General features: G+C 59.1%; 18 protein-coding genes and 5 tRNA genes. 20 read left to right on the top strand and 3 right to left on the bottom strand.

Translation table 11 applies throughout. The features are described 5' to 3' along the window. Positions 1-35: 35 nt before the first annotated feature. A complete protein-coding gene (locus tag B071_RS17425; RefSeq protein WP_018527300.1) occupies positions 36-479 on the bottom strand; it encodes a pyridoxamine 5'-phosphate oxidase family protein in 444 nt (147 codons plus the stop codon). A 198-nt stretch (positions 480-677) separates the two neighbouring features. On the opposite strand from B071_RS17425, the gene B071_RS0111875 reads away from it, so the two are divergent. The 8 genes from B071_RS0111875 (at position 678) to aroC (ending at position 8,971) form a co-directional block, all read left to right on the top strand. Then, a complete protein-coding gene (locus tag B071_RS0111875) occupies positions 678-1,688 on the top strand; it encodes an RnfABCDGE type electron transport complex subunit D (protein WP_018527299.1) in 1,011 nt (336 codons plus the stop codon). Further along, positions 1,685-2,290, top strand: coding sequence for an FMN-binding protein (locus tag B071_RS0111870; protein WP_018527298.1), 606 nt, complete (start codon positions 1,685-1,687; stop codon positions 2,288-2,290). The genes B071_RS0111875 and B071_RS0111870 overlap by 4 nt, the downstream gene beginning before the upstream one ends. After that, entirely contained in the window at positions 2,287-2,892 is a 606-nt protein-coding gene (locus B071_RS0111865) for an NADH:ubiquinone reductase (Na(+)-transporting) subunit D (protein WP_018527297.1), read from the top strand. The genes B071_RS0111870 and B071_RS0111865 overlap by 4 nt, the downstream gene beginning before the upstream one ends. Then, the gene (locus B071_RS0111860; protein ID WP_018527296.1) at positions 2,889-3,488 is read left to right on the top strand and encodes an NADH:ubiquinone reductase (Na(+)-transporting) subunit E; all 600 of its coding nucleotides are present in this window, start codon (positions 2,889-2,891) and stop codon (positions 3,486-3,488) included. The genes B071_RS0111865 and B071_RS0111860 overlap by 4 nt, the downstream gene beginning before the upstream one ends. 64 nt (positions 3,489-3,552) lie before the next feature. Then, positions 3,553-4,677, top strand: a complete 1,125-nt coding sequence (locus tag B071_RS0111855; protein ID WP_018527295.1) for an NADH:ubiquinone reductase (Na(+)-transporting) subunit F — start codon at positions 3,553-3,555, stop codon at positions 4,675-4,677. A gap of 549 nt (positions 4,678-5,226) precedes the next feature. Beyond that, positions 5,227-7,269, top strand: coding sequence for an EAL domain-containing protein (locus B071_RS0111845; protein ID WP_018527293.1), 2,043 nt, complete (start codon positions 5,227-5,229; stop codon positions 7,267-7,269). Continuing rightward, the gene (locus B071_RS0111840) at positions 7,269-7,892 is read left to right on the top strand and encodes a shikimate kinase (RefSeq protein ID WP_018527292.1); all 624 of its coding nucleotides are present in this window, start codon (positions 7,269-7,271) and stop codon (positions 7,890-7,892) included. Before B071_RS0111845 ends, B071_RS0111840 begins: the two co-directional genes overlap by 1 nt. A 17-nt stretch (positions 7,893-7,909) precedes the next feature. Beyond that, the gene (gene aroC, locus B071_RS0111835) at positions 7,910-8,971 is read left to right on the top strand and encodes a chorismate synthase (RefSeq protein WP_018527291.1); all 1,062 of its coding nucleotides are present in this window, start codon (positions 7,910-7,912) and stop codon (positions 8,969-8,971) included. 45 nt (positions 8,972-9,016) lie between these two features. Here the strand turns inward: aroC and B071_RS20125 are convergent, their stop codons facing one another. Together B071_RS20125 and icd are read right to left on the bottom strand one after the other, a co-directional pair. Further along, positions 9,017-9,559 carry a LiaI-LiaF-like domain-containing protein gene (locus B071_RS20125; RefSeq protein ID WP_438829698.1) on the bottom strand — a complete coding sequence of 181 codons (543 nt, stop codon included), beginning with the start codon at positions 9,557-9,559 and terminating at the stop codon, positions 9,017-9,019. Positions 9,560-9,652: 93 nt separating this feature from the next. Next, entirely contained in the window at positions 9,653-10,879 is a 1,227-nt protein-coding gene (icd, locus tag B071_RS0111825) for an NADP-dependent isocitrate dehydrogenase (RefSeq protein ID WP_018527289.1), read from the bottom strand. Positions 10,880-11,093: 214 nt separating this feature from the next. On the opposite strand from icd, the gene B071_RS17420 reads away from it, so the two are divergent. The 12 genes from B071_RS17420 (at position 11,094) to tig (ending at position 23,024) form a co-directional block, all read left to right on the top strand. Beyond that, the gene (locus B071_RS17420) at positions 11,094-12,113 is read left to right on the top strand and encodes a tetratricopeptide repeat protein (protein WP_018527288.1); all 1,020 of its coding nucleotides are present in this window, start codon (positions 11,094-11,096) and stop codon (positions 12,111-12,113) included. A 126-nt stretch (positions 12,114-12,239) separates the two neighbouring features. Next, a complete protein-coding gene (locus B071_RS18635; RefSeq protein ID WP_018527286.1) occupies positions 12,240-13,094 on the top strand; it encodes a TP0624 family protein in 855 nt (284 codons plus the stop codon). Positions 13,095-13,164: 70 nt separating this feature from the next. After that, the gene (locus tag B071_RS0111805; RefSeq protein WP_018527285.1) at positions 13,165-14,439 is read left to right on the top strand and encodes an SH3 domain-containing protein; all 1,275 of its coding nucleotides are present in this window, start codon (positions 13,165-13,167) and stop codon (positions 14,437-14,439) included. 10 nt (positions 14,440-14,449) lie between these two features. Beyond that, positions 14,450-16,438: an ABC-F family ATP-binding cassette domain-containing protein gene (locus B071_RS0111800; RefSeq protein WP_018527284.1), complete on the top strand. Its 1,989-nt coding sequence runs from the start codon at positions 14,450-14,452 to the stop codon at positions 16,436-16,438. Next, positions 16,389-17,117 (top strand): LON peptidase substrate-binding domain-containing protein, encoded by a 729-nt coding sequence (locus B071_RS19755; protein ID WP_438829694.1) that lies wholly within the window; start codon positions 16,389-16,391, stop codon positions 17,115-17,117. Before B071_RS0111800 ends, B071_RS19755 begins: the two co-directional genes overlap by 50 nt. A 1,696-nt stretch (positions 17,118-18,813) precedes the next feature. After that, positions 18,814-21,003, top strand: coding sequence for an AAA family ATPase (locus tag B071_RS17405; protein ID WP_018527280.1), 2,190 nt, complete (start codon positions 18,814-18,816; stop codon positions 21,001-21,003). Positions 21,004-21,044: 41 nt separating this feature from the next. After that, positions 21,045-21,116: transfer RNA gene (locus tag B071_RS0111775), tRNA-His, on the top strand. 8 nt (positions 21,117-21,124) lie between these two features. Then, a tRNA-Arg gene (locus tag B071_RS0111770) sits at positions 21,125-21,199 on the top strand. Positions 21,200-21,210: 11 nt separating this feature from the next. After that, positions 21,211-21,283: transfer RNA gene (locus B071_RS0111765), tRNA-Lys, on the top strand. A 70-nt stretch (positions 21,284-21,353) separates the two neighbouring features. Next, positions 21,354-21,436: transfer RNA gene (locus B071_RS0111760), tRNA-Leu, on the top strand. 75 nt (positions 21,437-21,511) lie between these two features. Then, positions 21,512-21,583 (top strand) — tRNA-Gly (locus B071_RS0111755). Positions 21,584-21,668: 85 nt separating this feature from the next. Continuing rightward, positions 21,669-23,024 (top strand): trigger factor, encoded by a 1,356-nt coding sequence (gene tig, locus B071_RS0111750; protein WP_018527279.1) that lies wholly within the window; start codon positions 21,669-21,671, stop codon positions 23,022-23,024. Positions 23,025-23,026 lie beyond the last annotated feature (2 nt).

Raw genomic sequence — 23,026 nt, 5'->3', positions numbered from 1 at the left:
GTTATCCCTGCCTCGTTTTCTGTTTCCCCGCCCCCTTACTCAGCCAGGGACGCCCGTGTCCGCTCTCCCCGGGAGACCGAAAAGACCTCGATCTCGTCGGGAACCGTCTCGATAACAACCAGATCGCTCTCCATGGCGTTGGCACGCCAGAAGTTCGCCAGATCCTTGCCGATCGCCTCGAGCACATCTGCCTTGAGGGAGGGATTATCCACAACCCGGGCTTCTCCCCGCAGGTGGATGATCTCGTCCATCTTCTCGTCCTGGAACATCCAGGAGACCCGGGGGTTCTTCTCCAACTCCGCTACCTTCCGGAAATCCGGCGACGTGACGGCATAGACATATTCCGACGCCCCCCGTAGCGTCCCCGCCACCATCCACCTCAGGCGGGGCCCTCCCTGGCTGTCAACGGTAGCCATCACACCCCGACTGGACGAATCCAGGACGCGTTCCAGAGCGTCGAGCAACTCCCTTGAATTCATGTACTCCTCCTGAGCTNATTCATAATCATATTTCTATATTGTTCTGACCTTGTCCCGATGTAAAGTAATAAAACCTCTCATAATGTCAAAGGATATCCGGTGATTTACCTGACAAATCCTGATAAAAAAGGTATTGTTTTTCCGCTGTACCTTTGACAAGGGCTGTTGCTATACTAATGAGAGCATTGAGGAGGACTCGTGATCGATCAGTATTTTCAGAAACAGGATGTTATGCGGCGCCTTATCTACGCGCTGATACCGCTCTTCTTTTTCGCGGTACTTCTTTACGGCTGGAGCGTTCTGATGCAAACGGCGGTTGTCTTCGCCGGCGGGATCGCCACGGAGTATTTTTTTACCCGGCAGCGGGGCAAAAAAATAAGCGAGGCCGTCCTGGTAACCTGCGCTCTTTACGCACTGGCGCTTCCACCGGCACTACCGCTCTGGATCACCCTGGTGGGTATCGTCTTCGCCGTGGCCCTCGCCAAGGAGGCCTACGGGGGATTCGGCAGGAACATCTTCAATCCTGCCATAGCGGGGCGGCTCTTTATCTTTCTCTCCTTTCCCGTGCCATATAACGCAGGATGGATCGTTCCCGCCTCCCGGGGCCCGCAGGGCTTCTCCGGCCTCTTCGGCACGGCCCAGGCTGCAGGCGTCGATACGGTGACGGCAGCTACCCCTCTGGCGCTCCTGCGCACCGGCGAGATCCCGCCCCTGATGGACCTGTTCCTGGGATTCCGGGGAGGCTCCTCGGGAGAATCCAGCGTAATCCTCATTCTGCTGGCGGCTCTCTTTCTGGTGGCGACCAAAACGGCCAACTGGAAAACCATGGTCTCCACCTTCCTGGGGGCGCTTACCGCGGCAGGGGCCTTCTTCTTTGGGGGGCTCATTCCCGGGCTAAGCCCGGCATCCTTTCCCGGTTTCTCGGCGATGGTCCCCCTGGCAGCCTACATGATGAGCGGGAGCATCCTCTTTGTTACGGTCTTCATGGCCACCGACCCGATCACCGCACCCAACAAGCCCCTGGCACAGTTCATCTACGGACTCATGATCGGTGGTGTCTCCATGACCGTCCGGACTCTGGCGGGCTTTCCCGAAGGAACAAGCTTTGGCATCCTGGTGGCCAACACCTTTAGCCCCTTCCTGGATGAACACCTGCCAGCTCCAAAAAAGAAGACCAGGAAAATTCACCCTGCGGGAGCAGCTCGATGAACAAGCAGAGTCTACCCTATACCATAGGTTTTACTTTTTTTATCTCCTTCCTTTTCGTCCTCTTCCTGTCCTTTGCGCATCACACCACGGCCCCCCGGGTGGAACGGAACCGGGAGGTCACCAGGCAGCGATCGATCCTCTCTGCCCTGGGGGTGGAAACCTCCGGCCCCGACCAGATTCAGGAGGCCTTCAGGGAGGTCAAAGAGATCGAGCGGGAGGGAATCACCCTCTTTCGCCTCGACGACGGAGAAACCGGGGTCTATGCCAAGGAATTCATCGGCTCTGGTGTCTGGGGACCCATCGAGGGAGTACTGGCCGTCACCGGTGACCTGGCCCGGACCAGGGGGCTGGAGATTGTGGACCAGACAGAAACCCCCGGCCTCGGAGGTCGTATCACCGAGGGGTGGTTCAAGGAGCAACTCCGGGACCTCCGAATCGTCGAAGGGACAATCCGGGTAGCCGCCCCGGGAGAGGGCGACACGGACAAGGAAAACGGAAAGATCGACGCGATCACGGGGGCGACTCGTACCAGCGAACGAATGGGAGTGATCTTTAAAAACGAGCTGGAGCGGATCGCCTCGGCCCTGGGAGTTGAATTATGAGCAGCCCGAAGGAAATAATGAGGGAGAACCTCTGGACGAATAACCCTATTTTCATGCAGATCCTGGGAATCTGTTCCGCCCTGGCTGTGACAAACCTCATGATCAACACCCTGATTATGACCCTGGGGGTGGTCTTCGTTACGGCCATGTCGAATCTCACGGTATCACTGATGAAATCCCTCATTCCACGGAAGGTTCGCATGATCGTCCAGACCCTGATCATCGCCTTCTACGTGATCATCGTGGATATTCTGTTGCGGGCCTACCTGCCCGACATCAGCAGAGCCCTCGGCCCCTACGTGGGACTAATCATAACAAACTGCATCATCATGGGGCGAGCTGAAGCCTTCGCCCAGAGCAACCCCCCGGTTCTCTCGCTCTGGGACGGGGTCACCAGCGGAATGGGCTACATGGGAGTTCTCATGACAATCGCCTTCGTGCGGGAACTCCTGGGCTTCGGAACGGTCCTGGGTTTCCCCGTTCTTCCCTCGGGTTTTGAACCCTGGATCATCATGGTCACTCCTCCCAGCGCCTTCTTCCTTCTGGGAATTATCATCTGGATCGGCAAGACAATCATGAACAAGGAAGGAGCCACAGCATGAACGCAGAGACGCTTCTGAATCCCTTCTCGCTTTTCTTTGCATCCATCATAACGAGCAACATTCTGCTCTCAAACTTTCTGGGGATGTGTTCTTTCATCGCGATCTCAAAGGACTCCAGCTCTTCCAACGGTCTGGGTATGGCCGTGACGGTGGTCCTGACGGTAACAACGGCGATCAACTGGCTCATCCTTCACCACGTTCTCATTCCTCTGGACCTGGTCTACCTGAGGTTCATTGTCTTCATCGTCTCCATCGCTGCCGTGGTGCAGATGCTCGAGATGATCATCGACCGGGTCTCCCAGGCGCTCTACCTGAACCTGGGGATCTTTCTTCCCCTGATCACCGTGAACTGCGCCATTCTGGGTGTCTCCCTCTTTATGGAGATCCGCCAGTATACCCTGCTGCAGTCGGTGATCTACGGTCTCGGGTCGGGGCTCGGCTGGTGGCTGGCGATCATGCTACTCTCGGCGATTCGCAAGAAGACGGAGAAATCCAAAGTCTCTCCAGCCCTGCAGGGTCCGGGTCTCACCATGATCACCATCGGGTTCATGGCCATGGCCTTCATCGGCTTTTCGGGAATGCTGGCGGTTCAGTAAGAACTCGCTCCGGAGCGGGACGGCCGAACCGGACATACAGGAATGCGAAGAGGAGCACCCACAGATGGACGCACTTTTTTTAACCGCCCCCCTGGCGGTGGGATCCATAGCAGCTGCCCTGGCAGCTCTCATTGCAATCACCGACAGGATTGTAAACAACTACGGCGAGATAACCCTGGATATCAATGGCGGACGAAAACAGCTTTCCCTCAAGGGGGGACAGCCCATGCTCTTCGGCCTGGCCGAGGAAGGGATCTTTGTCCCCTCGGCCTGCGGTGGCCGGGGGAGCTGCGGGGCCTGCAAGGTTGTGGTACAGAGCGACATTGGCCCGGTCATGCCCACCGAGGCCCCCTACCTTTCCCGAGAAGAGGTGGAGCAGAAGGTCCGTCTCTCCTGCCAGATCAAGCTCAAACAGGATGTATCAATCGAGATACCGGAAGAACTCTTCAATGTTCAGGATTTTTCCGCAACTGTCACCTCCATCAANGATGTCACCCACGACATCAAGGAGGTTCTCTGCGATCTTCCTCCGGGACGGGAGGTATCGTTTCTCTCGGGGCAGTACGGGCAGTTCGAAATCCCCCCCTACGGCAAGATCAGGGAGCGAACCATGCGGGCCTATTCCATTTCCTCTCCCCCCGGAAGGAAAAGCGAACTGGAGTTTCTTATCCGCCTGGTACCGGGTGGTATTGTCACCACCTATGTGCACGAGCATCTGAAAGAGGGAGACACGATCCGCCTGGTGGGCCCCTTCGGCGACTTCTCCGTACGCGAAAGCGGTGCAGCCATGATCTGCGTGGCGGGAGGGTCGGGTATGGCCCCCTTCAAAAGCATCTTTCAGGACATGATCGACAAGGGAACGCTGCAGGATCGGGACATATGGTACTTCTTCGGAGCCCGCTCCCTGCGAGACCTCTTCTACCTGGAATGGCTGGAGGAACTGGACAACTCCTTCGAGACCTTCCACTTCATCCCCGCCCTGAGCGAACCCCAGCCGGAAGACAATTGGCAGGGGGCCACGGGGCTCATCACCGAGGTTCTGGACCGCTATCTGAAGGAGAAGATATCCCGGGACCATCCCAAGGAGGGGTATCTCTGCGGGAGCCCGGGCATGCTCGATGCCTGCATGGCGGTCATGACCGCCAATGAGATGAAATCGGAAGATATTTTCTTCGATAAATTTGCCTGACCAGGAGGAGAACGAAATGAAGATGTCCCCCCACTACACCAGGGCCCANGCCAATATGCAGCCCGGTGTTATTACCGCCGATGGCTTTCTCGGCGACGATCACCGCAGTCTGGCGGATATTATCGAGGCCGACGAGGAACAGTTCTCACGCCTGGATCTCTCCTTTCAGGATGTGGCCGACAGGCTCCGACATCTGATAGAGGAAGGGCGAAAAGGTCTGGGCGAACCTGTCACGGTCGATGGAAAATGGATCGTGACGATCAGCGAAGCCCGGGGGCGGCTGGCATCCCCCTTCGAGGATGGAGTCTTTCGAAAGATCAACGCCACTATCGTGACAGCCCGGAACGGCCAGCCCCAGGGGACGCCCCTCCTGGTAAGCGATCTTTCTCTCCATCTTCTTGAAAAACACCATTTCCTCGAAGGAAAAGGCGCCCCCTTCCGGCTCGAACCGGCAGAGCTGAAGCGGGTTCTGGAACTCTAAGACATGACCGCCCGGCTCTTTATCGTTGCTTTTTCTCCCAAGACCTTCTATGCTGTTGGTCAACTGCTATGGTGAGCCGACGAGTATTAATCGTAGAAGACGAGAAGATCATTGCCCTTGATCTTCAGCGACGTCTGGAGAAGTTCGGATATCGCGTGGTTGCTCTCTGCGCCACAGCTGACGAGGCCGTAGCCAAGGCCCTCGAACACTACCCCGACATAATCCTTATGGATATTATGCTCGGGGGGGAACGGGACGGCATCGACGCCGCCCTGGAGATCAAGCAACGACAGAGCACACCCGTGGTCTTTCTCACAGCCTACGCCGACGACAACACCGTGGCCCGAGCAAAAAAGGCCGAGCCCGTAGGCTACGTCCTGAAACCCTTCAAGGAGCGGGAACTCCGGACCACCATAGACATCGCGCTCTACAAGGCCGATGTGGACCGCAAACTCCAGGAACAGGAACAGCTCTTCGAGACGATCTTCGACACCATGAACGATGGGCTCATTGCGGTGGGGGCCGACCAGGAGATCAAATTTCTGAACCCCGTTGCACGGGATCTGACAGGAGTCTTTGACCAGGACGTTACGGGTCACCCCTTGCAGGAGGTGCTCTCGCTCTTTGACGAACACTCCCAACTCCCCGCGACAATTCCCTTCGCATCCGTTCTCGGGGGTGACACCTTTACCTTCGAAAACGTCTATCTGGAATCGGAGCAGGGAGGACGCGTCGACATCGCCGGATCGATCTCCCCCATACGGACTAACTACGGCACCGACGGGGCGCTGGTCACCTTCCAGGATATCACCAGCCTCCGCAAGATGTCCCAGGTTATCGAGTATCANGCCAGCCACGACACCCTGACGGGGCTTATGAACAGGGACGAGTTCTTCTCCCGCCTGAAGCAGGTCGCCGATGCAGCCCAGGACTCGCCTCTCCAGCACACCCTGATCTATCTGGATCTGGACCAGTTCAAGATCGTCAACGACGTCTGCGGGCACCAGGCCGGGGACGAACTCCTGCGCCAGGTCTCGAGCGACGTGAAGGGGATTGTGGCCTCGGAGGAGCATCTGCTGGCCCGTCTCGGGGGAGACGAGTTTGGAATCCTCCTGATCAATACCGATATCGCCCGGGCCATGACGTCGGCACACGCGATTCTTGCAAGCCTGAACCGCAAGTTCATCTGGCAGAAACACGCCTTCCACGTCACCGCCAGCATCGGCATCGTCCCCGTCCGGGGAACCAATGCCGATATCTACAACATCCTAGCAGCAGCCGACGATGCCTCGTACCTCGCCAAGGAAGAGGGCGGAAACATCATCAAGGTCTACGAGATGGAAGACTACACCTTCCTGAAACGGCGGGGCGAGATGCAGTGGATTTCGCGGCTCAACCACGCCCTGGATGACAACCAGTTTGAACTCTGGGGACAACCCATCGTCTCTGCCAACGGCGCGGCCCGGGATCATCAGGAAGTGCTGATTCGGATGGTCGACACCGACGGACGGCTCATAAGCCCCTCTGATTTCATACCGGCAGCAGAAAAGTACAACCTCATGCCCGCCGTGGATCGCTGGGTCCTCGCCAGGGCGCTCGATCTTCTTGCAGCGATGCACACCGAGGGACGCACCCCTCTCTTCAGCATTAATGTAAGCGGTGCATCCCTGGCCGACGAGAGCTTTCTGGATTACGCCGAGGAGCTTATCAGCACCCATACTGTCCAGGGGTCACAGATCTGTCTCGAAATAACCGAGACGGCAGCGATCGCGAACCTCTCCCGTGCCACGGCCTTCATGCGCAGACTGAAAAATCTCGGCGTCACCTTTGCGCTGGACGACTTCGGCAACGGTTTTTCTTCTTTCTCGTATCTCAAGACGCTCCCCGTGGATTACCTCAAGATCGACGGCTCCTTTGTCAAGGATATTGCCGACGATCTCATCGACCGGGCCCTGGTGGTGGCGGTAAACGACATCGGCCACGTGATGAACATGAAAACAATCGCCGAGTTCGTGAAGGACGGTCAGACAAGAGCGCTTCTGGAGGAGATCGGCGTGGACTATCTCCAGGGCTACGAGATCGCAAAGCCGGCGCCCTTCTCCAGACCCTGATGCATCTCCCTGCATATCTCACCCTGACGGGACTCAAACACGCCGGAAAGTCCAGCGTAGCCCGGGAGCTCTCCCGGACCTGGCCCGGGACGAACCACATCGACACCGACCAGATCATCCTGGAGCGGGCGGCCCGGAGGGGATTCCCCTGCCCTTCGCCCTCAAGCGATTCTCCAGAAAGCACCCCGGCGCTGCTTCTGCGGCAACTTTTTCAGGAGCTGGGGCACGAAGCCTTTGCCCGGGAGGAATATCTGGCCCTTCAGGAAGCCCTGGAGATGCCCCGACAGGAACGCCTTATTATCGCTACCGGCGGCGGAGTCTGTGACAACCCCGAGGCAATGAAGCTCCTCGAAGAGTGCCGTCCGATCTTTTACCTCCGGGCCGATCCTGAAGTACTCTTCGGGAGAATCGCTGCCGGCGGGATTCCCCCTTTTCTGGATCCCCAGGATCCGCGAGGGTCTTTTCTTCGCCTGGCCAACCGCCGGGATCTTCTCTATCGGGAGCAGGCTGATCACCTGGTGGATGTTTCGCATCTCACCGTTGGCGAGGTTGCCCAGGCTATCCTGAAGCTGCACGACCGAAAGGGGGAGAACACCCCCGGAGCGGCAGAGCAACAATACTGAAACTACCGAGGTACATCATGGCAGGAAACAACTTTGGCGAGGTCTTCCGGATCACAACCTTCGGGGAATCCCACGGGGGTGCCGTGGGCGTCGTCGTAGATGGGGTGACCCCCGGGGTCGANATCTCGGAAGAGGACATTCAGAAAGAACTGGACCGCCGGAAACCGGGTCAGTCCTCGGTAACTACCCCCAGAAAGGAACCCGACCGNGCTCACCTTCTCTCGGGGATTTTTCAGGGCAAGACCACGGGAACCCCTCTGCTGGTGATTCTCTACAATTCCGATGCCGACCCCTCGGCCTACGATGACATCAAGGACCTCTTTCGGCCGGGCCACGCCGATTACACCTATCTGAAGAAGTACGGCCTTCGGGACTGGCGGGGAAGCGGCCGGGCCTCGGGCCGGGAGACAGCGGGACGGGTTGCAGCAGGGGCGATCGCGAAGAAAATTCTCGCATCCCGGGGCATATCGGCGACAGCCTATACCAGGGCGAGCGCCGGCATAACCTGCAGAACCTACCAGCCCGACGAGATCGAGAAGAACCCCCTGCGCGCCTGCGATCCCGAGGCAGCCGGGGAGATGCTCCGGAAGATTTCCGCTATCCAGGAGACCCAGGACAGCGTGGGAGGCATCATCGAGTGTCGACTCCAGGGAGTCCCTGCGGGCCTCGGGGAGCCTGTGTTCGACAAACTCGACGCGGAACTCGCCCGGGCCATGCTCTCGATCGGCTCGGTGAAGGGGATCGAGTTTGGCGCCGGTTTTGCCGCTGCTGCCATGACAGGAAGCGAGCATAACGACGAGATGACCCCCGCAGGGTTTTCCACGAACCACGCCGGGGGAATTATCGGGGGGATCAGCACGGGCGAAGAGATCATCTTCCGGGTAGCTGTAAAACCCACCAGCTCCATCGCCCGGCCGCAACAAACNGTTGATACCGGGGGAACAGCGCGAACAATCAGGACCGAGGGAAGACACGACGCCTGCATCTGCCCCCGGATTGTTCCGGTTATCGAGGCTATGGCGGCGATTGTTCTGCTGGACCACCTGAAACGGCAAACCGCCCTGCACTCGCCGGCATAGCAGGCCCACCACCCCGGGGTGACCCTCCCCCGGGGATCGCAATCGCTACTCCTCACCCGTTCGCTTCCGGGAAGCGTCCCGGAAGAGCTGGGAATCGGCCTCCAGATCGTCGTCCTCGATCAGGTCCAGCGGATCCGGGGGCTCCTCCCCGCCCGGCGCCTCGTCCCCCTCCGGACCAGCCCGACCCGGAAGAAGTATCAGGACACCCAGAGGAACAAGCAGCACCGGCCACCAGCGCACAGCCAGCGAAGCGAGACTTGCCTGGACAAGGTCGAGGCTGAAAAGAAGGAAGAGAAACGAAAGAAGCACAACGGCTACCCCCGGTATCACCAGGGAATAGCGATATCGNTCCCCCCGACGAAAACCATAGGCAACCAGAGCCAGCCCCGCCGAAGTAACAAAGACCGGCCAGAGTGTTCTGATATCGGTCTGGGTCAGGACCGACTGCTGGAGAACAAAGAATACACCCAGGAGCGTCAGCAGAGTCCCGGAGAAGACATTAACCTCCCGGCCACCGGGCAGGAAAGCCCGATACAGGAGAAAAACTCCGGCAGCGATCAGAAGAAATCCACCGCCGGTATCACCCATGGAGAGCAGGCCCGTAGTAAAGGGCAGGAGGGCAACCCCTCCTGCCGCAAGACCGGAACCGATCAGGATGCGCCGCTGTACAGGCATAGGGCGTTACGCATCAACCGGCGGGGCTACCATGTGGCTGATAATCGCTTCGCCAAACCCGCTGGTAGAGACCTTCCGGGCGTCCTCCATAAGACGGGCAAAGTCGTAGGTGACCGTTCCGGCGGCGATCGCCCCCTTCAACCCCTGGAAGATCAGATCTGCCGCTTCCTGCCAGCCCATGTATTCAAACATCATCCGTCCCGAGAGAATAACCGAGCTGGGGTTTACCATATCCTTGCCGGCGTATTTTGGCGCCGTACCGTGGGTGGCCTCAAAAATTGCGTACCCCGACTCGTAGTTGATGTTTGCCCCCGGGGCGATTCCGATCCCTCCCACCTGGGCAGCCAGAGCATCGCTCATGTAGTCCCCGTTCAGGTTCATCGTAGCAACCACATCGAACTCGGCCGCCCGGGTAAGAATCTGCTGGAGAAAGGCATCGGCGATGGCATCCTTGATGAGGATCTTTCCTTCAGGAGCATCCCCTCCGCAGTCGTCCCAGGTCACCACACGATCTCCGAACTCGCGTTTTGCCAGCTCGTACCCCCAGGAGCGAAAAGCCCCTTCGGTGTATTTCATGATGTTGCCCTTGTGCACCAGGGTAACACTCTTGCGGTTGTTCCGAATGGCGTAATTGATCGCTGCCCGAACCAGACGCTCCGTACCGGCCGGAGAGATTGGCTTGATTCCGATGCCCGAATNGGGACGGATCTCCCAGCCGTAGGTTTCCTTCAGGAACTGTATGAGCTGTGTCGCATCGGCCGTGCCCGACTCGAGCTCAAGACCGGCGTAGACATCTTCGGTGTTCTCCCGGAAAACCACCATATCCACATCTTCCGGACGCTTCACCGGTGAGGGGATGCCCGGCACATAGGCCACCGGACGCAAACAGACATAGAGGTCCAGGCGCTGCCGGAGGGCGACGTTCAGACTTCGGAACCCGCCAGCCACGGGCGTAGTCAGGGGCCCCTTGATCCCCACCAGGTAGTGCCTGAAGAGATCTTCCGTCTCCCGGGGGAGCCACTCCCCGGTCTTTCTGAAGCTCTTTTCTCCGGCCAGAACTTCTTTCCACTGAATCTTCCGACTCCCCCCGTAGGCTTTCTCTACGGCGGCATCGAACACGCGCACCGCAGCGGCCCAGATATCGGGCCCCGTGCCGTCACCCTCGATGAAGGGGATTACCGGATTATTTGGCACAACAAGCCTGTCGCCCTCTTTTCGTATGATTTCTTCCACCAGGACTCTCCTTTCGTCTGTTCTGTCGTTATCGTCTGCCACCTGTCCTTGCGCCACCCGTTCCCGCAGCGCCCTCTCTCAAGCCCTCCGGCGGGAGCCCCCGATTTGGCCCGAAGGGCCTTCACAACAACCAGAGCACCCGCCCGAGCCCGTAGTGTACCCGCAGAGCCCCATGTTGCCAATAACAGAAACTCAATATATTCTGTAGGGAGAAATGGGACGTATCACAACCTCTGTCTTCCTGCTGATCCTGACGCTCGGTGCTTTTCTCATGGTCTCCTTTCAGGACCCTGCCGACGCGCGGATCGTCCCCCTGCAGAACTACGCAGCTTTCGGAGAACGAACGCCTCCCTTTCCCGTGGTTGAACGGGCAGCCCGGGCGATACGCCAGAACGAGGGAGACCAGGGAATGATCGCCTTTCTCACCTCCCACGTAGCGCGATACCGGGACGACCCGAATAACGGCTACTATCTGAGTGTGACGGCCGACCTCTACCGGGAGAAAGGCGCAGGAGAACTCGCCCGCCACTATTACCGACGGGCTCTCTTCCGCTATCCCGACGTCACGGTGCGCGGTGTAGCCTCTCACCGGGTTGCCATAAACCGCCTGTTGGCCCTGGAGCAGGACCCCCGACAGCGGGTAGACTACCTGCATTACCTCCAGGATCAGTACAGCGACTCCCTGGATCGCGGACTCGTGGCCTACCACCTGGCAAAGGCTTACGGAGAGGCGGGGCGGTGGCCAGAGGCCTTTGAGAGCTATCGCGTCTTTCTGGCTCACCCCCGCACAGAGATTCCAGGGGAACCGAACGCGCGCCAGGAGGCGCAACGCCAGGTTACCTTCTACGATTCGGGCCGTCGCTGGACCCACCAGGATCTGGACACCCTGGTGGCACGCATAAAAAACGCCTTGTGGCGACAGGATCCGGCAGCGCTTCTTCGGCACCGGGCGGGCGAAAACTTTTTTACCATGTCCTGGCAACAGGACGAGATGGACGCCAACAGCGACATCCCCACCTTTGATATCGGAGCTTTCCTGCGTCGCTCCCGTGTCCGTTTCAGCCGGGATCTGGAGGTCAATTCCAACGCCAGCGAGGCCTATCTGCGCACCTGGGGCTGGTCACACCGGATTCCCACGTGGTACCTCTACTTCCGCCGAATCGATTTCCCGGCCGACCCCGAGGTCCACGGGAACTGGGAGTGGGGAGGAATTCTCTTTGGCGAGGCCTTCTAGCATTACCGGAGGCTCCCGGAACGAAGCACCTTCAGATGCACCTCGGGGGTGCCGACAATCGCGATAATGGCACGCTCGGAAAGATCAGCAGCGACATCTTGGAACATCACCCGACAAAGCCTGCTTTTGAGAATTCTGGTCACCCTCTCCTGCCTCTCTGCAGCCTCCCTCCCCGTGACGGGTCTGGAATCTGACCGCACAGAAAGCACCATCAACTGGGAAGAGAGCCTTCTGGAAATAACCGTAACCCGAAGGGTCTCCGAGAATGACCGCAGCAACCCGGCTCAACTGTACCGGGTCCAGCGAGAGCTGGAAGAAAGTTTCCCCTCACTCCTTTTCTCGGAACTCCTCTCGTTGCAAATCGATTCGACCCGCACCATCAGGGATGCCATCCTGACACAACCGGAACTCGCTGCAGAAATCAGGAACCTCGCTGATCGGGCAGAGCGGGGGTTCCCCCGTCCGGCCCGGGATTTCCGCTCCGTTACCCAAAGCTACCGGGTCCCGCTCTTCCCCGACGTGGCGAGTCTCTTTCTTCAACACCAGCATCCCTTCAGAATGGAGCGGGTTCTCTCCTGGGTTCCTACTCGGGAATTTACGGGATTACTAATCTACGCAGCCGAAGAACTCCCCCTGCGGGGTACGGAGGAGTCCACCCGGATCGTCCCGGCCCTGCTGCCCGAGATCTTTGACACCGACCTCAGACCGGTCCTGGAGCAGGACATGCTGTTACCCCAGGCGATCAACCGCTGGGGCGTAGCTGCCTACACAGAAACCTGCGATGAAGAGCCCTGGAAAGAACGAATCGGAAGGGATCCCCTGCGAATCATGGCGCGCCAGGCCTTTGGTGTACACCCCACAGATATCATCATAAGTCGCGAGGATGCAGACCGCATACTGGCATCCCCCCACAACCGGGAGTTGCTCCGCCAGGGAAGAATTCTGGTCATCCTTGCTCCGGGCATGTCAACGGGTCATTGACCGCTANTCCCGACGGCCCTGCCCGTGCCGGTTGACCTGCCGTTGCCGGTTGTGATCATATTGAAGCGCTATGAAATCTCTCTTGGCGTTAGGGGCTTCCCTCGTTGTTCTTGCTTCCTGCTCTCCCCGTGTTATCGGCTACGCTGTAGTGCTCTGGCCCGAAGCGGACTCGTCCTTCTCAGCGGGAGATATCCTGGCTGTCACCGAGACATCGCGTATCCAGAACACCGTAACCGTTCAGACCCAGGGGGAGTCCCGCACNCTCGATATAAACAGAATCACCCTTTTCGATGAAAAAGATCCTGCCCAAAGCTTTGCTCGGGATTTCGAGCCCTGGCAGGATACCTATGCCCGCAGTCTCCGGACTGCCCTGCCCGTGCGAGCCATGCCCGATCGCACCACAACCCGTCTCTATCGCCTGCGCGACGGAGAAGTGGTAAAGATCCTGGGCCGCACCGATGAGATGTCCAACGAGGCAGGTCTCCTGGGGTACTGGTACCAGGCGCTCACGGAATCGGGTATTACCGGGTGGGTCTTCGGCCGAAGTATCGAGCTTATCAGCGCCGGAGGACGCCCCCTGGACGCTTCGGACGACCAGGATCAGCTGGACCGCCTGGTACGCGATATCAGCTCTTCGGTGTGGCGCCCCCTTTATTTCGAAGAGATGATTCGCTCCGGTCAGATCAACCTCGAGCTTTTTTCTCCCCGCTTCGGCCTGTTCGGAGACCTCGATGACTCATCCTTCCGGATAGTCCTGCCAACCTATGAGAGAGAATTTTCCTATCAGGAATATCAGGCCGCCGGGCTGAATGCGGTTCGTTTCGAGGAAGCAGACCTGACCCTCACTCTCGGCAGTAATGAACGGCTTGAAGCGACCTTTCTGCTCAATGACCGTCAGCGGCGAGAGACCTTCTTCCTCATCGACGATGATTTNCAGGAAATCATCCAGGAGGAACGGGACCGGCGCCGGGAGGTNCTGGAAGAGTTCCTGAGTCGCGGAAGCGGACTGGTGAGCACAGCCTTTGGCTCCATGGAGCTCGATGAGAGGGGGGGCGTGCGCTGGGAAGGGTATCAGCGGCTGGTCCCGGACATTCTGCCTGCTGCCTTTACCGGCCANGCCACCATGGAGTTCAGCATCTTTATCGCGGGAAATCTGCGGAGCCGTTACGATGGGGCCGTAAGACTCCGCATGCAGGAGGGGCGTTCNTCGGCCTTTCTCTACACCCTCACCGACGATGGCGTCCGCTTCGTCTATATCCCCGAGAGCGCCATCGACGATCGTGGCGTGATCCAGTCAGAGCCGGCAACACCGATCGTGCTCTTCTTCCGNTTCTACCAGGAGTAACAGGGCGCTCATGATCTCCGTTACCCAGGCATCCCTCGGTTTTGGAGGGCAGCAGGTTCTCTCGGGCGTCTCACTTACCCTGAACAGGGACACCCGCGCTGCCCTGGTAGGAGCCAACGGAAGCGGGAAAACAACCCTCCTTCGAATTCTGGCAGGAGAAACACCCCCCGACAGCGGCAGCGTGAGCATCGCCCGGGGGGCGACCGTGGCCTACCTGCCCCAACAGAGCTCCTTCCCGCCGGGAGCAACGATCTACCAGGTCGCCGAAGAGGGATTCCGGCGGGAACGAGCCCTGGCCGAGCAACGCAGGGAGAAGGCCCAAGCCCTGGCAGCATCACCCCACAACGAGGGCCTTCTCCTTGAAGTGGCTGCCATCGATCAACAACTGGAAGAAAGCAATTACCACACCCGCCACGTTCTTCTCCACCGGGTTCTCAAGGGGCTGGGCTTTTCCAGGGAAGATCTGGACCGGCCAATCGCGACACTCAGCGGAGGCTGGGCCATGCGGGTCGCCCTCGCCCGGACCCTTCTGGCTCGCCCGGATTTCCTCCTTCTCGACGAGCCCACAAACTATCTGGACAGCGAATCCCGGCTCTGGCTTGCCGGATTTCTCACCTCCTTCGAGGGGGGATTTCTTCTGGTCTCCCATGACCGGGCCTTTCTGGATGATACCACCCGGGAGATCCTGGAACTCTTCCTGGGATCGGTGAAACGCTATCGGGGACCCTATAGCACCTATGAGAAACAGCGCGAGGAAGAGGTGGCCCTCCTGGTAAAACGCTGGGAGGAACAGCAGCGGGAGATCTCCCGCCAGGAAGATTTCATCCGTCGCTTCCGCGCCCAGGCAAACAAGGCGCGTCAGGTTCAAAGCAGAATCAAGATGCTCGAAAAAATAGAACGGGTCGAAATTCCTGAGCATCTTGCCCCGGTAACCATCTCTCTTCCCCCGGCGGCTCCCTCGGGAAAGATCGTCCTCGAGGCAGCTGATCTCTCGCGCAGCTACGGCTCCAGGAACGTGCTGAAAAACCTCTCCTTCACCCTGAACCGGGGACAACGGCTGGCCGTGGTGGGCCGAAACGGAGCGGGAAAATCGACCCTGCTCCGCATCCTCGCGCAGGAAGACCAGGAATATCAGGGCCTCCTGAAAAAGGGAACGGGTGTTCTGACAGGCTATTTTGCCCAGGACACCCCGGAGAAGCTCCCCCCAGACCTGACCGTCCTGACCTACCTGGAAGAACAGGCCTCATCGGAATCGCTTCCTTCGGTCCGAGACATTCTGGGAGCGTTCCTCTTTCGGGGCGAGGCCGTGGAAAAACGGCTGGGAGTCCTCAGCGGGGGCGAACGGACCCGCCTGGCCATGGCAGCCCTTCTTTTGCAGCCTCTTAACCTTCTGATCCTCGACGAGCCCACCAACCATCTGGACATTACCAGTCAGGAGGTGCTCGCCAGGGCACTCAAAACCTACGGGGGAACGGTGATCATCGTTTCCCACGACCGTCACTTTCTGCGGGCCGTCACGACCGATGTTCTGGCTCTCTGGCCCGATGGATCGGCACCGGGCCAGAACTGGCAGTTCTACCCCGGGACGTTCCGGGAGTTCGAGGAAAGTTCCCTGGGAAAAATCTTCGACGACCCCGATTCTGCCGGGGCGCGGATCCCTGGATCCGGCTCGTCGCACAACGGAAACGGCCTATCCCGAGGAGATACATCCGGACAGGGCACACCCACCCCAGCCGCCGACGATTACGCCCGGCAAAAGGCACGAAAGGGTGAAATTCGCCGTCTCCAGCGGCTCGAGGCAGAACAAATGGCCNAGATCGAGCGGCTCGAGGATGAGCTTGCCGCGCTCCACCGGGAAATGGCGCTTCCCGAGATATACCGGGACCCCCAGGCGATCCAGCAGCGCCAGACCCGAGTACCTTGCCTGGAACAGTCTCTGGAGGAGATCCATGCAGCCTGGGAAGAAACAACCCAAGCCCTGGACAAACTTGTCATTTGATTCCCCGCCCGGAGGTGAGTACTTTACAGGCGTGATACGTATACCTGTCTTTCCCCTGGGAGTAGTCCTCCTGCCGAGAATGCCCCTGCCCCTGCACATCTTCGAGAAACGCTATCAACTGATGATAGCGCGGTGCCTGGAAGAGGACCTTCCCTTCGGAGTCCTTCTCCACCGGGGCAACTCCATTCTGAAAACCGGTTGTCTCGCCCGGATTGAATCGGTGATCAATCGCTACGACGACGGACGACTGGATCTTCTTGCGGCGGGAACCGAGCGTTTTCACGTCTCCCGACTCCATAGGGAACTGCCCTACCTGGAAGCAGAGGTCACCATCTTTCACGACGACCCGGCCCAAACCCGGGACGAGCAGGAACATACCTCGGCTGCCCTGCGAGCGATCCACCACCTGGAGCAGTTCGCCCGAACAGCAGGCTACGANATCGACAGAGCAATCCTGGAACAGCTCGATCACGAAGAACTTTCCTTTCTCCTGGTAACGACCGATGTCTTCAGTAGTGAGCAAAAACAGCATCTTCTGGAGAGCAGATCGACTCTGGAACGCATGGAAGAAGCATCACGGGCCCTGCAGGAGAGCTATCAGCGTCGCCTGATGGAGCACCGTATACGGAAGATCCTCAAGAAACCTGATACCGAGGATATAACAAACTTCTTTAACTGATACTCCGGACCTTCGGGTCCGGAAGAGGAGTCCCGAGATGATTATGGACGTGATCCTGCAGGATGGACCAAGAACGATAAAGATCCCCGACAACACCCGGGAGATCTCCCTGCGTAGAAACCAGGGGGAGGCGGCGCAATCTTCGCTGTGGCTTTCGGCAGTAACCCTTCAAATTCGGGCCCCCGAGTCGTGGTGGAACCAGGCCCGGGCCTACTTTCCGGAAGTACTCTGGCTCCGCACACGGCCAGACACGGCCGAAGATGACCAGCGCAGGCTCACCCAGGAGGATTTCGAAGCACCCCTTCCCGAAGGGGTCATNGCAAACCTGAACGCCTGTATCGAGCAGAAAGACCGGTCTTCGCTTCGTGCTCAATTACCTGCCAGCTTTATCCGGACAGGGGTCGTCCAGACGAATCTGGCNGTTCTGTNCGACCTTTTTCGGGAACGAGGTCACTATAATGACGGGCATTGGGCCGGATTTTGTCGTATACTTCGGGATGAACCGTGCCTGTCCCGGGCGTTCGATCAGGAGAAGGGAGAGAAACCATGAAAGACTATCAAAAACGAATCCGCCACCTCACACAGGAACAAACCAGGACACTGCAGGGGCTCGAGCAGGCCCACCAGGAGGCGGGTCTTTACGCCGTGGATCTTCCGCAGCAGGAACGCCCACCCCAGGTGGATTCCCTTGTGGAGGAATATCAGGCAGTCCGGCAAAAGATCGAGACAGCCAGCACCGCCATAGACCGGATGATGCATATCGATGCCCGCCAGGAAGAGATAAAACGGAAGCTGAAGAGCCTGCAGGAGGAGCGTGACACCCTGAACAAGAGGCTCTCGGGAGTGTATGAACAGATCGGAGCGGTGGCCTTTCGCCTCTTCAAGGAATCATCCCTGATCGACGCCGGCTACTCGTCGATCTTTGAAACCCTGGCGAGCTACCACGACGAGATCCAGAATCTGGAATCCCGAATCAATTCTCTGGGGTCCAGGGAGACCTCCGAAGAAAAAGCCCCGCTCCTGGAAAAAATAAAAACCCGGGGCAAGACCCTCTACTTTCGAAATCGGAAGAACGTTCGNGAAAACCGCCTGCCCGACCTCCTCCAGACTACAGGAGAGCAACTCGCCCAGGGCGACTTTATCGAACAGGTAAACGACGAGGAACTGAACCGGGTATCGGAGCCCCTCATGGCCGCACGAGCGCGCTGGAAGGAGATCGACCGGGAACGACAGGAACTCACCCGGGAATCGGGCCAGCTGGTAGAGGAGTTCAACGCTCTCTCGGCGAACCGGGCCCTCGATCGTGCCCGGGGAGAACGGGAGGAGGACATCCTTCGAGCCAGAGAGGAGCTCACAACACTATCGGCTGCCATCGGGGCGATCGTCGAGAAGGAATCTCTCCCCGGATTCGAGAGCCACCTCCAGCGGATCGGGGAGTTCCGGCAGGAGATCAGCCACCAGGAATCGATACTGAAACGACTCCAGGCGGGCCAGGAACTGGAATCGGTAGAGAAGGAGCTGGCTCACTGTCGCAGGCATCAGGAAAAGACCCGCAACGAGATTGCCGATCTGGAAGAACGACTCCGCCAGCTCGCCGGTCAGGAAGAGGCCCTGGTTCTCCAGGAGCGGCAGCTCTCGTCCGAACGGGGAGACCCTGCGGAACTCTTCCCTTCCTGAGAAACCGGCNCAGACCACGATGGAACAATCCCTTTTCGGGCAGGCGCGACCTCCCCTGGCGGCGAGGCTGCGCCCGCGTTCCCTGGAGGAGTTCATCGGCCAGGAGCATATCCTGGGCCCCGGAAAACTCCTTCGCCGAGCCATAGAGGCCGATCAGCTCCAGTCGCTCATCCTCTCGGGGCCTCCCGGCACCGGAAAAACAACCCTGGCCCGGGTTATCGCCGAAAAAACCTGCAGTCAGTTTATNTCGGTGAACGCCGTTCTCAGCGGGGTCAAGGATATCCGCGAGGCAATCACCAGGGCCCAAAGCTTTTCCGAGAGAACCGGCCAGCGGACGATCCTCTTTGTCGACGAGGTCCACCGGTGGAACAAGAGCCAGCAGGACGCGCTCCTGCCCTGGGTTGAGGAGGGCCTCTTCATTCTGGTGGGGGCCACCACGGAAAACCCCTTCTTCGAGGTCAACAAGGCCCTGCTCTCGCGAAGCAGGGTTTTCCTCCTGACATCCCTGACAGAGAAGGACCTCCACCGGGTGATCGACTTCGCCCTGGGCGACACCGATCGCGGCTACGGACGATACCCGGTGAACCTTACCCGGGATGCCCGGGATCATCTGGTCAGAACCGCCTCGGGCGATGCCCGGACGCTCCTGAACGCCCTGGAGCTCGCTGTGGAAACCAGCGGTGATGCCTTCCCCCCTGCCCCGGGAATCTCTATNGAGGTCACCCTGGAGATCGCCGAGGACAGCATCCAGCGGCGGGCTGTCCTCTACGACAAGGACGGCGACTACCACTTCGACACGATCTCGGCCTTTATCAAGTCCCTCCGCGGGTCTGACCCTGACGCAGCGCTCTACTGGCTCGCCCGAATGATCCTGGCGGGAGAAGANCCCCGCTATATTCTCCGGCGCCTCCTTATCCTCGCCGCCGAGGATGTGGGGCTGGCCGATCCCGAGGCGATCTCCCGGGTCACGGCCTGCGCCGACGCCTTTGATCGGGTGGGAATGCCCGAGGGGCAGTTCCACCTTGCCCAGGCCACGCTCTACTGCGCCATGGCGCCCAAATCGAACTCTACCCTGGGGTATTTCGACGCGATCAAGGCGGTTCAGGAGGCTCGTTCCGACGATGTTCCTTCACATCTTCAGGATCCGTCCAGAGACGGGCCTTCTCTGGGGCACGGACATGGCTACCTTTATCCTCACGCCTACCGGGACCACTGGGTCGCTCAACAGTATCTTCCCGAAACCCTTCAGGGAAACATCTTCTATCACCCTGGAGACCAGGGGTGGGAAGGATCGCGCCGACAGGTCCTGGAAGAACGGCGGCGGCTTCAACTTGCGGCCGAACAGGAACAGCCGCTCCAGATATACACCCTGGGAGCATCACGAGGGGCATCGAGCCGGTGGCTCCAGCGCATGGACGAGGCAACCCTGGAAGAAGCCACCGCCCTGAGAGATCAGGCCCTGGCACTTCTGGGGCCCCTTTCCACGGACAGGGTTCTTCTCTGCGGGGCCGCCCTCCAGCTTTTCCTCTGGGAGACGCTGCGACGAACCCCCGGGGGACTCACCCTCGCCTGGGGATCGGACCAGCGGGATATCGAATCGATGCGACACCTTCTGGAACGTTCTCCCCTGGAGGATCTCGAGGCCCCTCGTATAGCGGGCCCGACAGAACCGGGGATCGTTCCTGCAGAAGCAGGTGACTACTCGGGGCCCTTCGACCGGATCCTCTGTCGCCTCTGGCCCGGAGATCTTCCCCTGCCCGTTCTGGAGCGGCTGCTTCCCCTGATCGCGCCCGGGGGGACCCTTCTCTTCCTCGACCTCGATCCATCCCGGGGAACCGTCCCTTCCCGTCTCCTGGGAGACCTTCTCTCCCTGTCAGCCCGGACGGGGGAGACCCTTTCCCGGGCAGAGAAGAATATCTTTCCCCCGCGCCCTCCCCTGTGGGAAGAGNCTCTCTCTCGCCTCCCTCTCCCGGAGGAATCCCATGGCATCGCCCTGCAATCCTGGATCCACACCAAGGTTCAGCGGAAGATCACGCCCCCGATGGTTCAAAGCTGGTTTGGTGCGGGCCAGCCCCTGGCAGAAGAGATCCTCCGTCTGGGCGAGCCTGGAATTCTGGAGGAACTTCGCCGGGGGTGCGAAGGGATCACCCCTGGGGATTACGCCTGGGAGCGCGCCTTCCTGGCGGTAAAAATCGCGAAACCGGCTTGACAAAAAATGAGCAACACGGCATATTCCTCCCGACACACGCGGTGGATGTAGTTCAATGGTAGAGCGCCAGATTGTGGTTCTGGTTGTTGCGGGTTCAAGTCCCGTCATCCACCCTGTTGATGCGCCCGTAGCTCAGCCTGGATAGAGCGTCGGACTTCGAATCCGCAGGTCGCAGGTTCGAATCCTGCCGGGCGTACAACACATTTTGGGCCGTTAGCTCAGCTGGCAGAGCAGCAGACTCTTAATCTGCGGGTCGAAGGTTCGATCCCTTCACGGCTCAGGGCTGGCAAAAAGGAGCGCTAAAATGCGCTCCAGGTGCTTGACATAATGCAGGCCTTTGGCTAGCATTAGCGAGAGTGGTGAAATTGGTAGACACGCCAGATTTAGGATCTGGTGCCGGAACGGCGTAAGGGTTCGAGTCCCTTCTCTCGCACGGAAGGGACGCAAGATCCGATCGTGGAGTTACCAACCCTACCGCTCCGGGTTTCGCGTCATGCGAGCCGTTTTTGCGAGAGTAGCTCAGTGGTAGAGCTCCACCTTGCCAAGGTGGATGTCGCGGGTTCGAATCCCGTCTCTCGCTCTCTCTATAGTAAGGCGGTTCGGGAATCCCCGAATCGCCTTTTTTGTTACTATTTTGAAATCTGGTATGTTCGAGAGGGTTACAGATGATCCAGGAAAAAAAGATCGAGAAACGCGAAAACTCGGCGGTACAGCTACACATCACAATCCCCCAGGATGAAGTCCGGGTGGCCTACGACGACCTCGTCAAGAAATACGCAAAATCGGCTCAGATCAAGGGATTCCGCAAGGGCAAAGTGCCCCGGGATATCCTGGAACGCCGTTTCGGCGAGGGCTTCCGCGCTGAGGCCCTTCAGAACCTCCTCGAGGCCGGCCTTGAAGAGGCCCTGAAGGATGTGGAAGAGCGCCCCCTTCCCTACACACGGCCTACCCTGGTAGAAGAAGATCTGGAACTCGACCTGGACGCCCCCCTTTCCTTCAGCGTCACCTACGATGTCTTCCCCGATGTCACTCCAGGAACCTACGAGGGCCTCACCGTAACGGAGCCCAAGGTATCCATCACCAAGGCCGATGAGGACCGGGAGCTGGAAGAACTGCGGCAACAGAACGCCCTGGTTATCGAGAAGGAAGAGGGCGCCGTGGCAGAGGGTGACATCGTCACGGTCACACTGGAAGAACTCGACGATCAGGGAGTCCCCCTGGAAGCTACACGACAGGAAGATATCACCATCACCGCAGGCCAGGAAGAGAACTTCTACCGCATCGACAAGGACCTGATCGGCTTCTCCCGGGGCGAGACGCGGACCATAGAGAAAGAGTACACCTCCGATGATGACCACGAATCCCTGAAGGGGCAGAAAAAACGCCTTCAGGTAACGGTCTCCACGATCAAGCAGCGCGATGTGCCCGAACTGGACGATGAGTTCGCCCAGGATGTGAGCGACGAGTTCGAGACCCTCAAGGATCTCCGGAAGGACATCAAGCAGCGCCTCACCGGGAACGCCGAGAAGAAGATCCGGAACATGATGATCGACGAACTCATGAACCAGATATCTGAGAATACACCGCTCGATATTCCTGCCTCGATGGTACAGACGGAGCTCGAATCGAGCTGGCGGGGACTCGCCGAACAGTACCGCGCCACGCCGGAACAGCTGGAGCAACTCCTTACCCTCCAGGGGAAAACCAGGGACGAGATCTTTGANGAGTGGCGCCCCTCGGCCCTGGAGCGCCTGAAGCGCAGCCTGATCGCCCAGAAACTGATCGAGCTCGAGAAAATCGAAATCAGCGACGACGAAGCGGAGGAGCAGGTTCGCAAGGACGCCCAGGAGCGAAAGGCCGATCCCGAGCCGATCCTTGAATATTACCGGAATAACAATATGCTTTCCTATGTGAAGCAGGATCTGGCCGAACGAGCCCTTTTTGACCGTCTCCTGGAAAAAAGCACCGTGAAAGCCGGCGACAAGATCAAATATCTGGACTTGATGGCCGAGAATGGGTAAGT

This window comes from Alkalispirochaeta alkalica DSM 8900 (genome assembly GCF_000373545.1).
Classification (GTDB): domain Bacteria; phylum Spirochaetota; class Spirochaetia; order DSM-27196; family Alkalispirochaetaceae; genus Alkalispirochaeta; species Alkalispirochaeta alkalica.
Note: the sequence above shows the minus strand (reverse complement) of the source record. Positions and strands in the feature narration are given on the sequence as shown.

Excerpts from the sequence above, each read along its gene's own strand:
- B071_RS17420 (WP_018527288.1), top strand. The coding sequence starts at position 11,094 with ATGGGACGTATCACAACCTCTGTCTTCCTGCTGATCCTGACGCTCGGT.
- B071_RS0111860 (WP_018527296.1), top strand. The coding sequence starts at position 2,889 with ATGAACGCAGAGACGCTTCTGAATCCCTTCTCGCTTTTCTTTGCATCC.
- B071_RS0111870 (WP_018527298.1), top strand. The coding sequence starts at position 1,685 with ATGAACAAGCAGAGTCTACCCTATACCATAGGTTTTACTTTTTTTATC.
- B071_RS0111840 (WP_018527292.1), top strand. The coding sequence starts at position 7,269 with ATGCATCTCCCTGCATATCTCACCCTGACGGGACTCAAACACGCCGGA.
- B071_RS0111865 (WP_018527297.1), top strand. The coding sequence starts at position 2,287 with ATGAGCAGCCCGAAGGAAATAATGAGGGAGAACCTCTGGACGAATAAC.
- B071_RS17425 (WP_018527300.1), bottom strand. The coding sequence starts at position 479 with ATGAATTCAAGGGAGTTGCTCGACGCTCTGGAACGCGTCCTGGATTCG.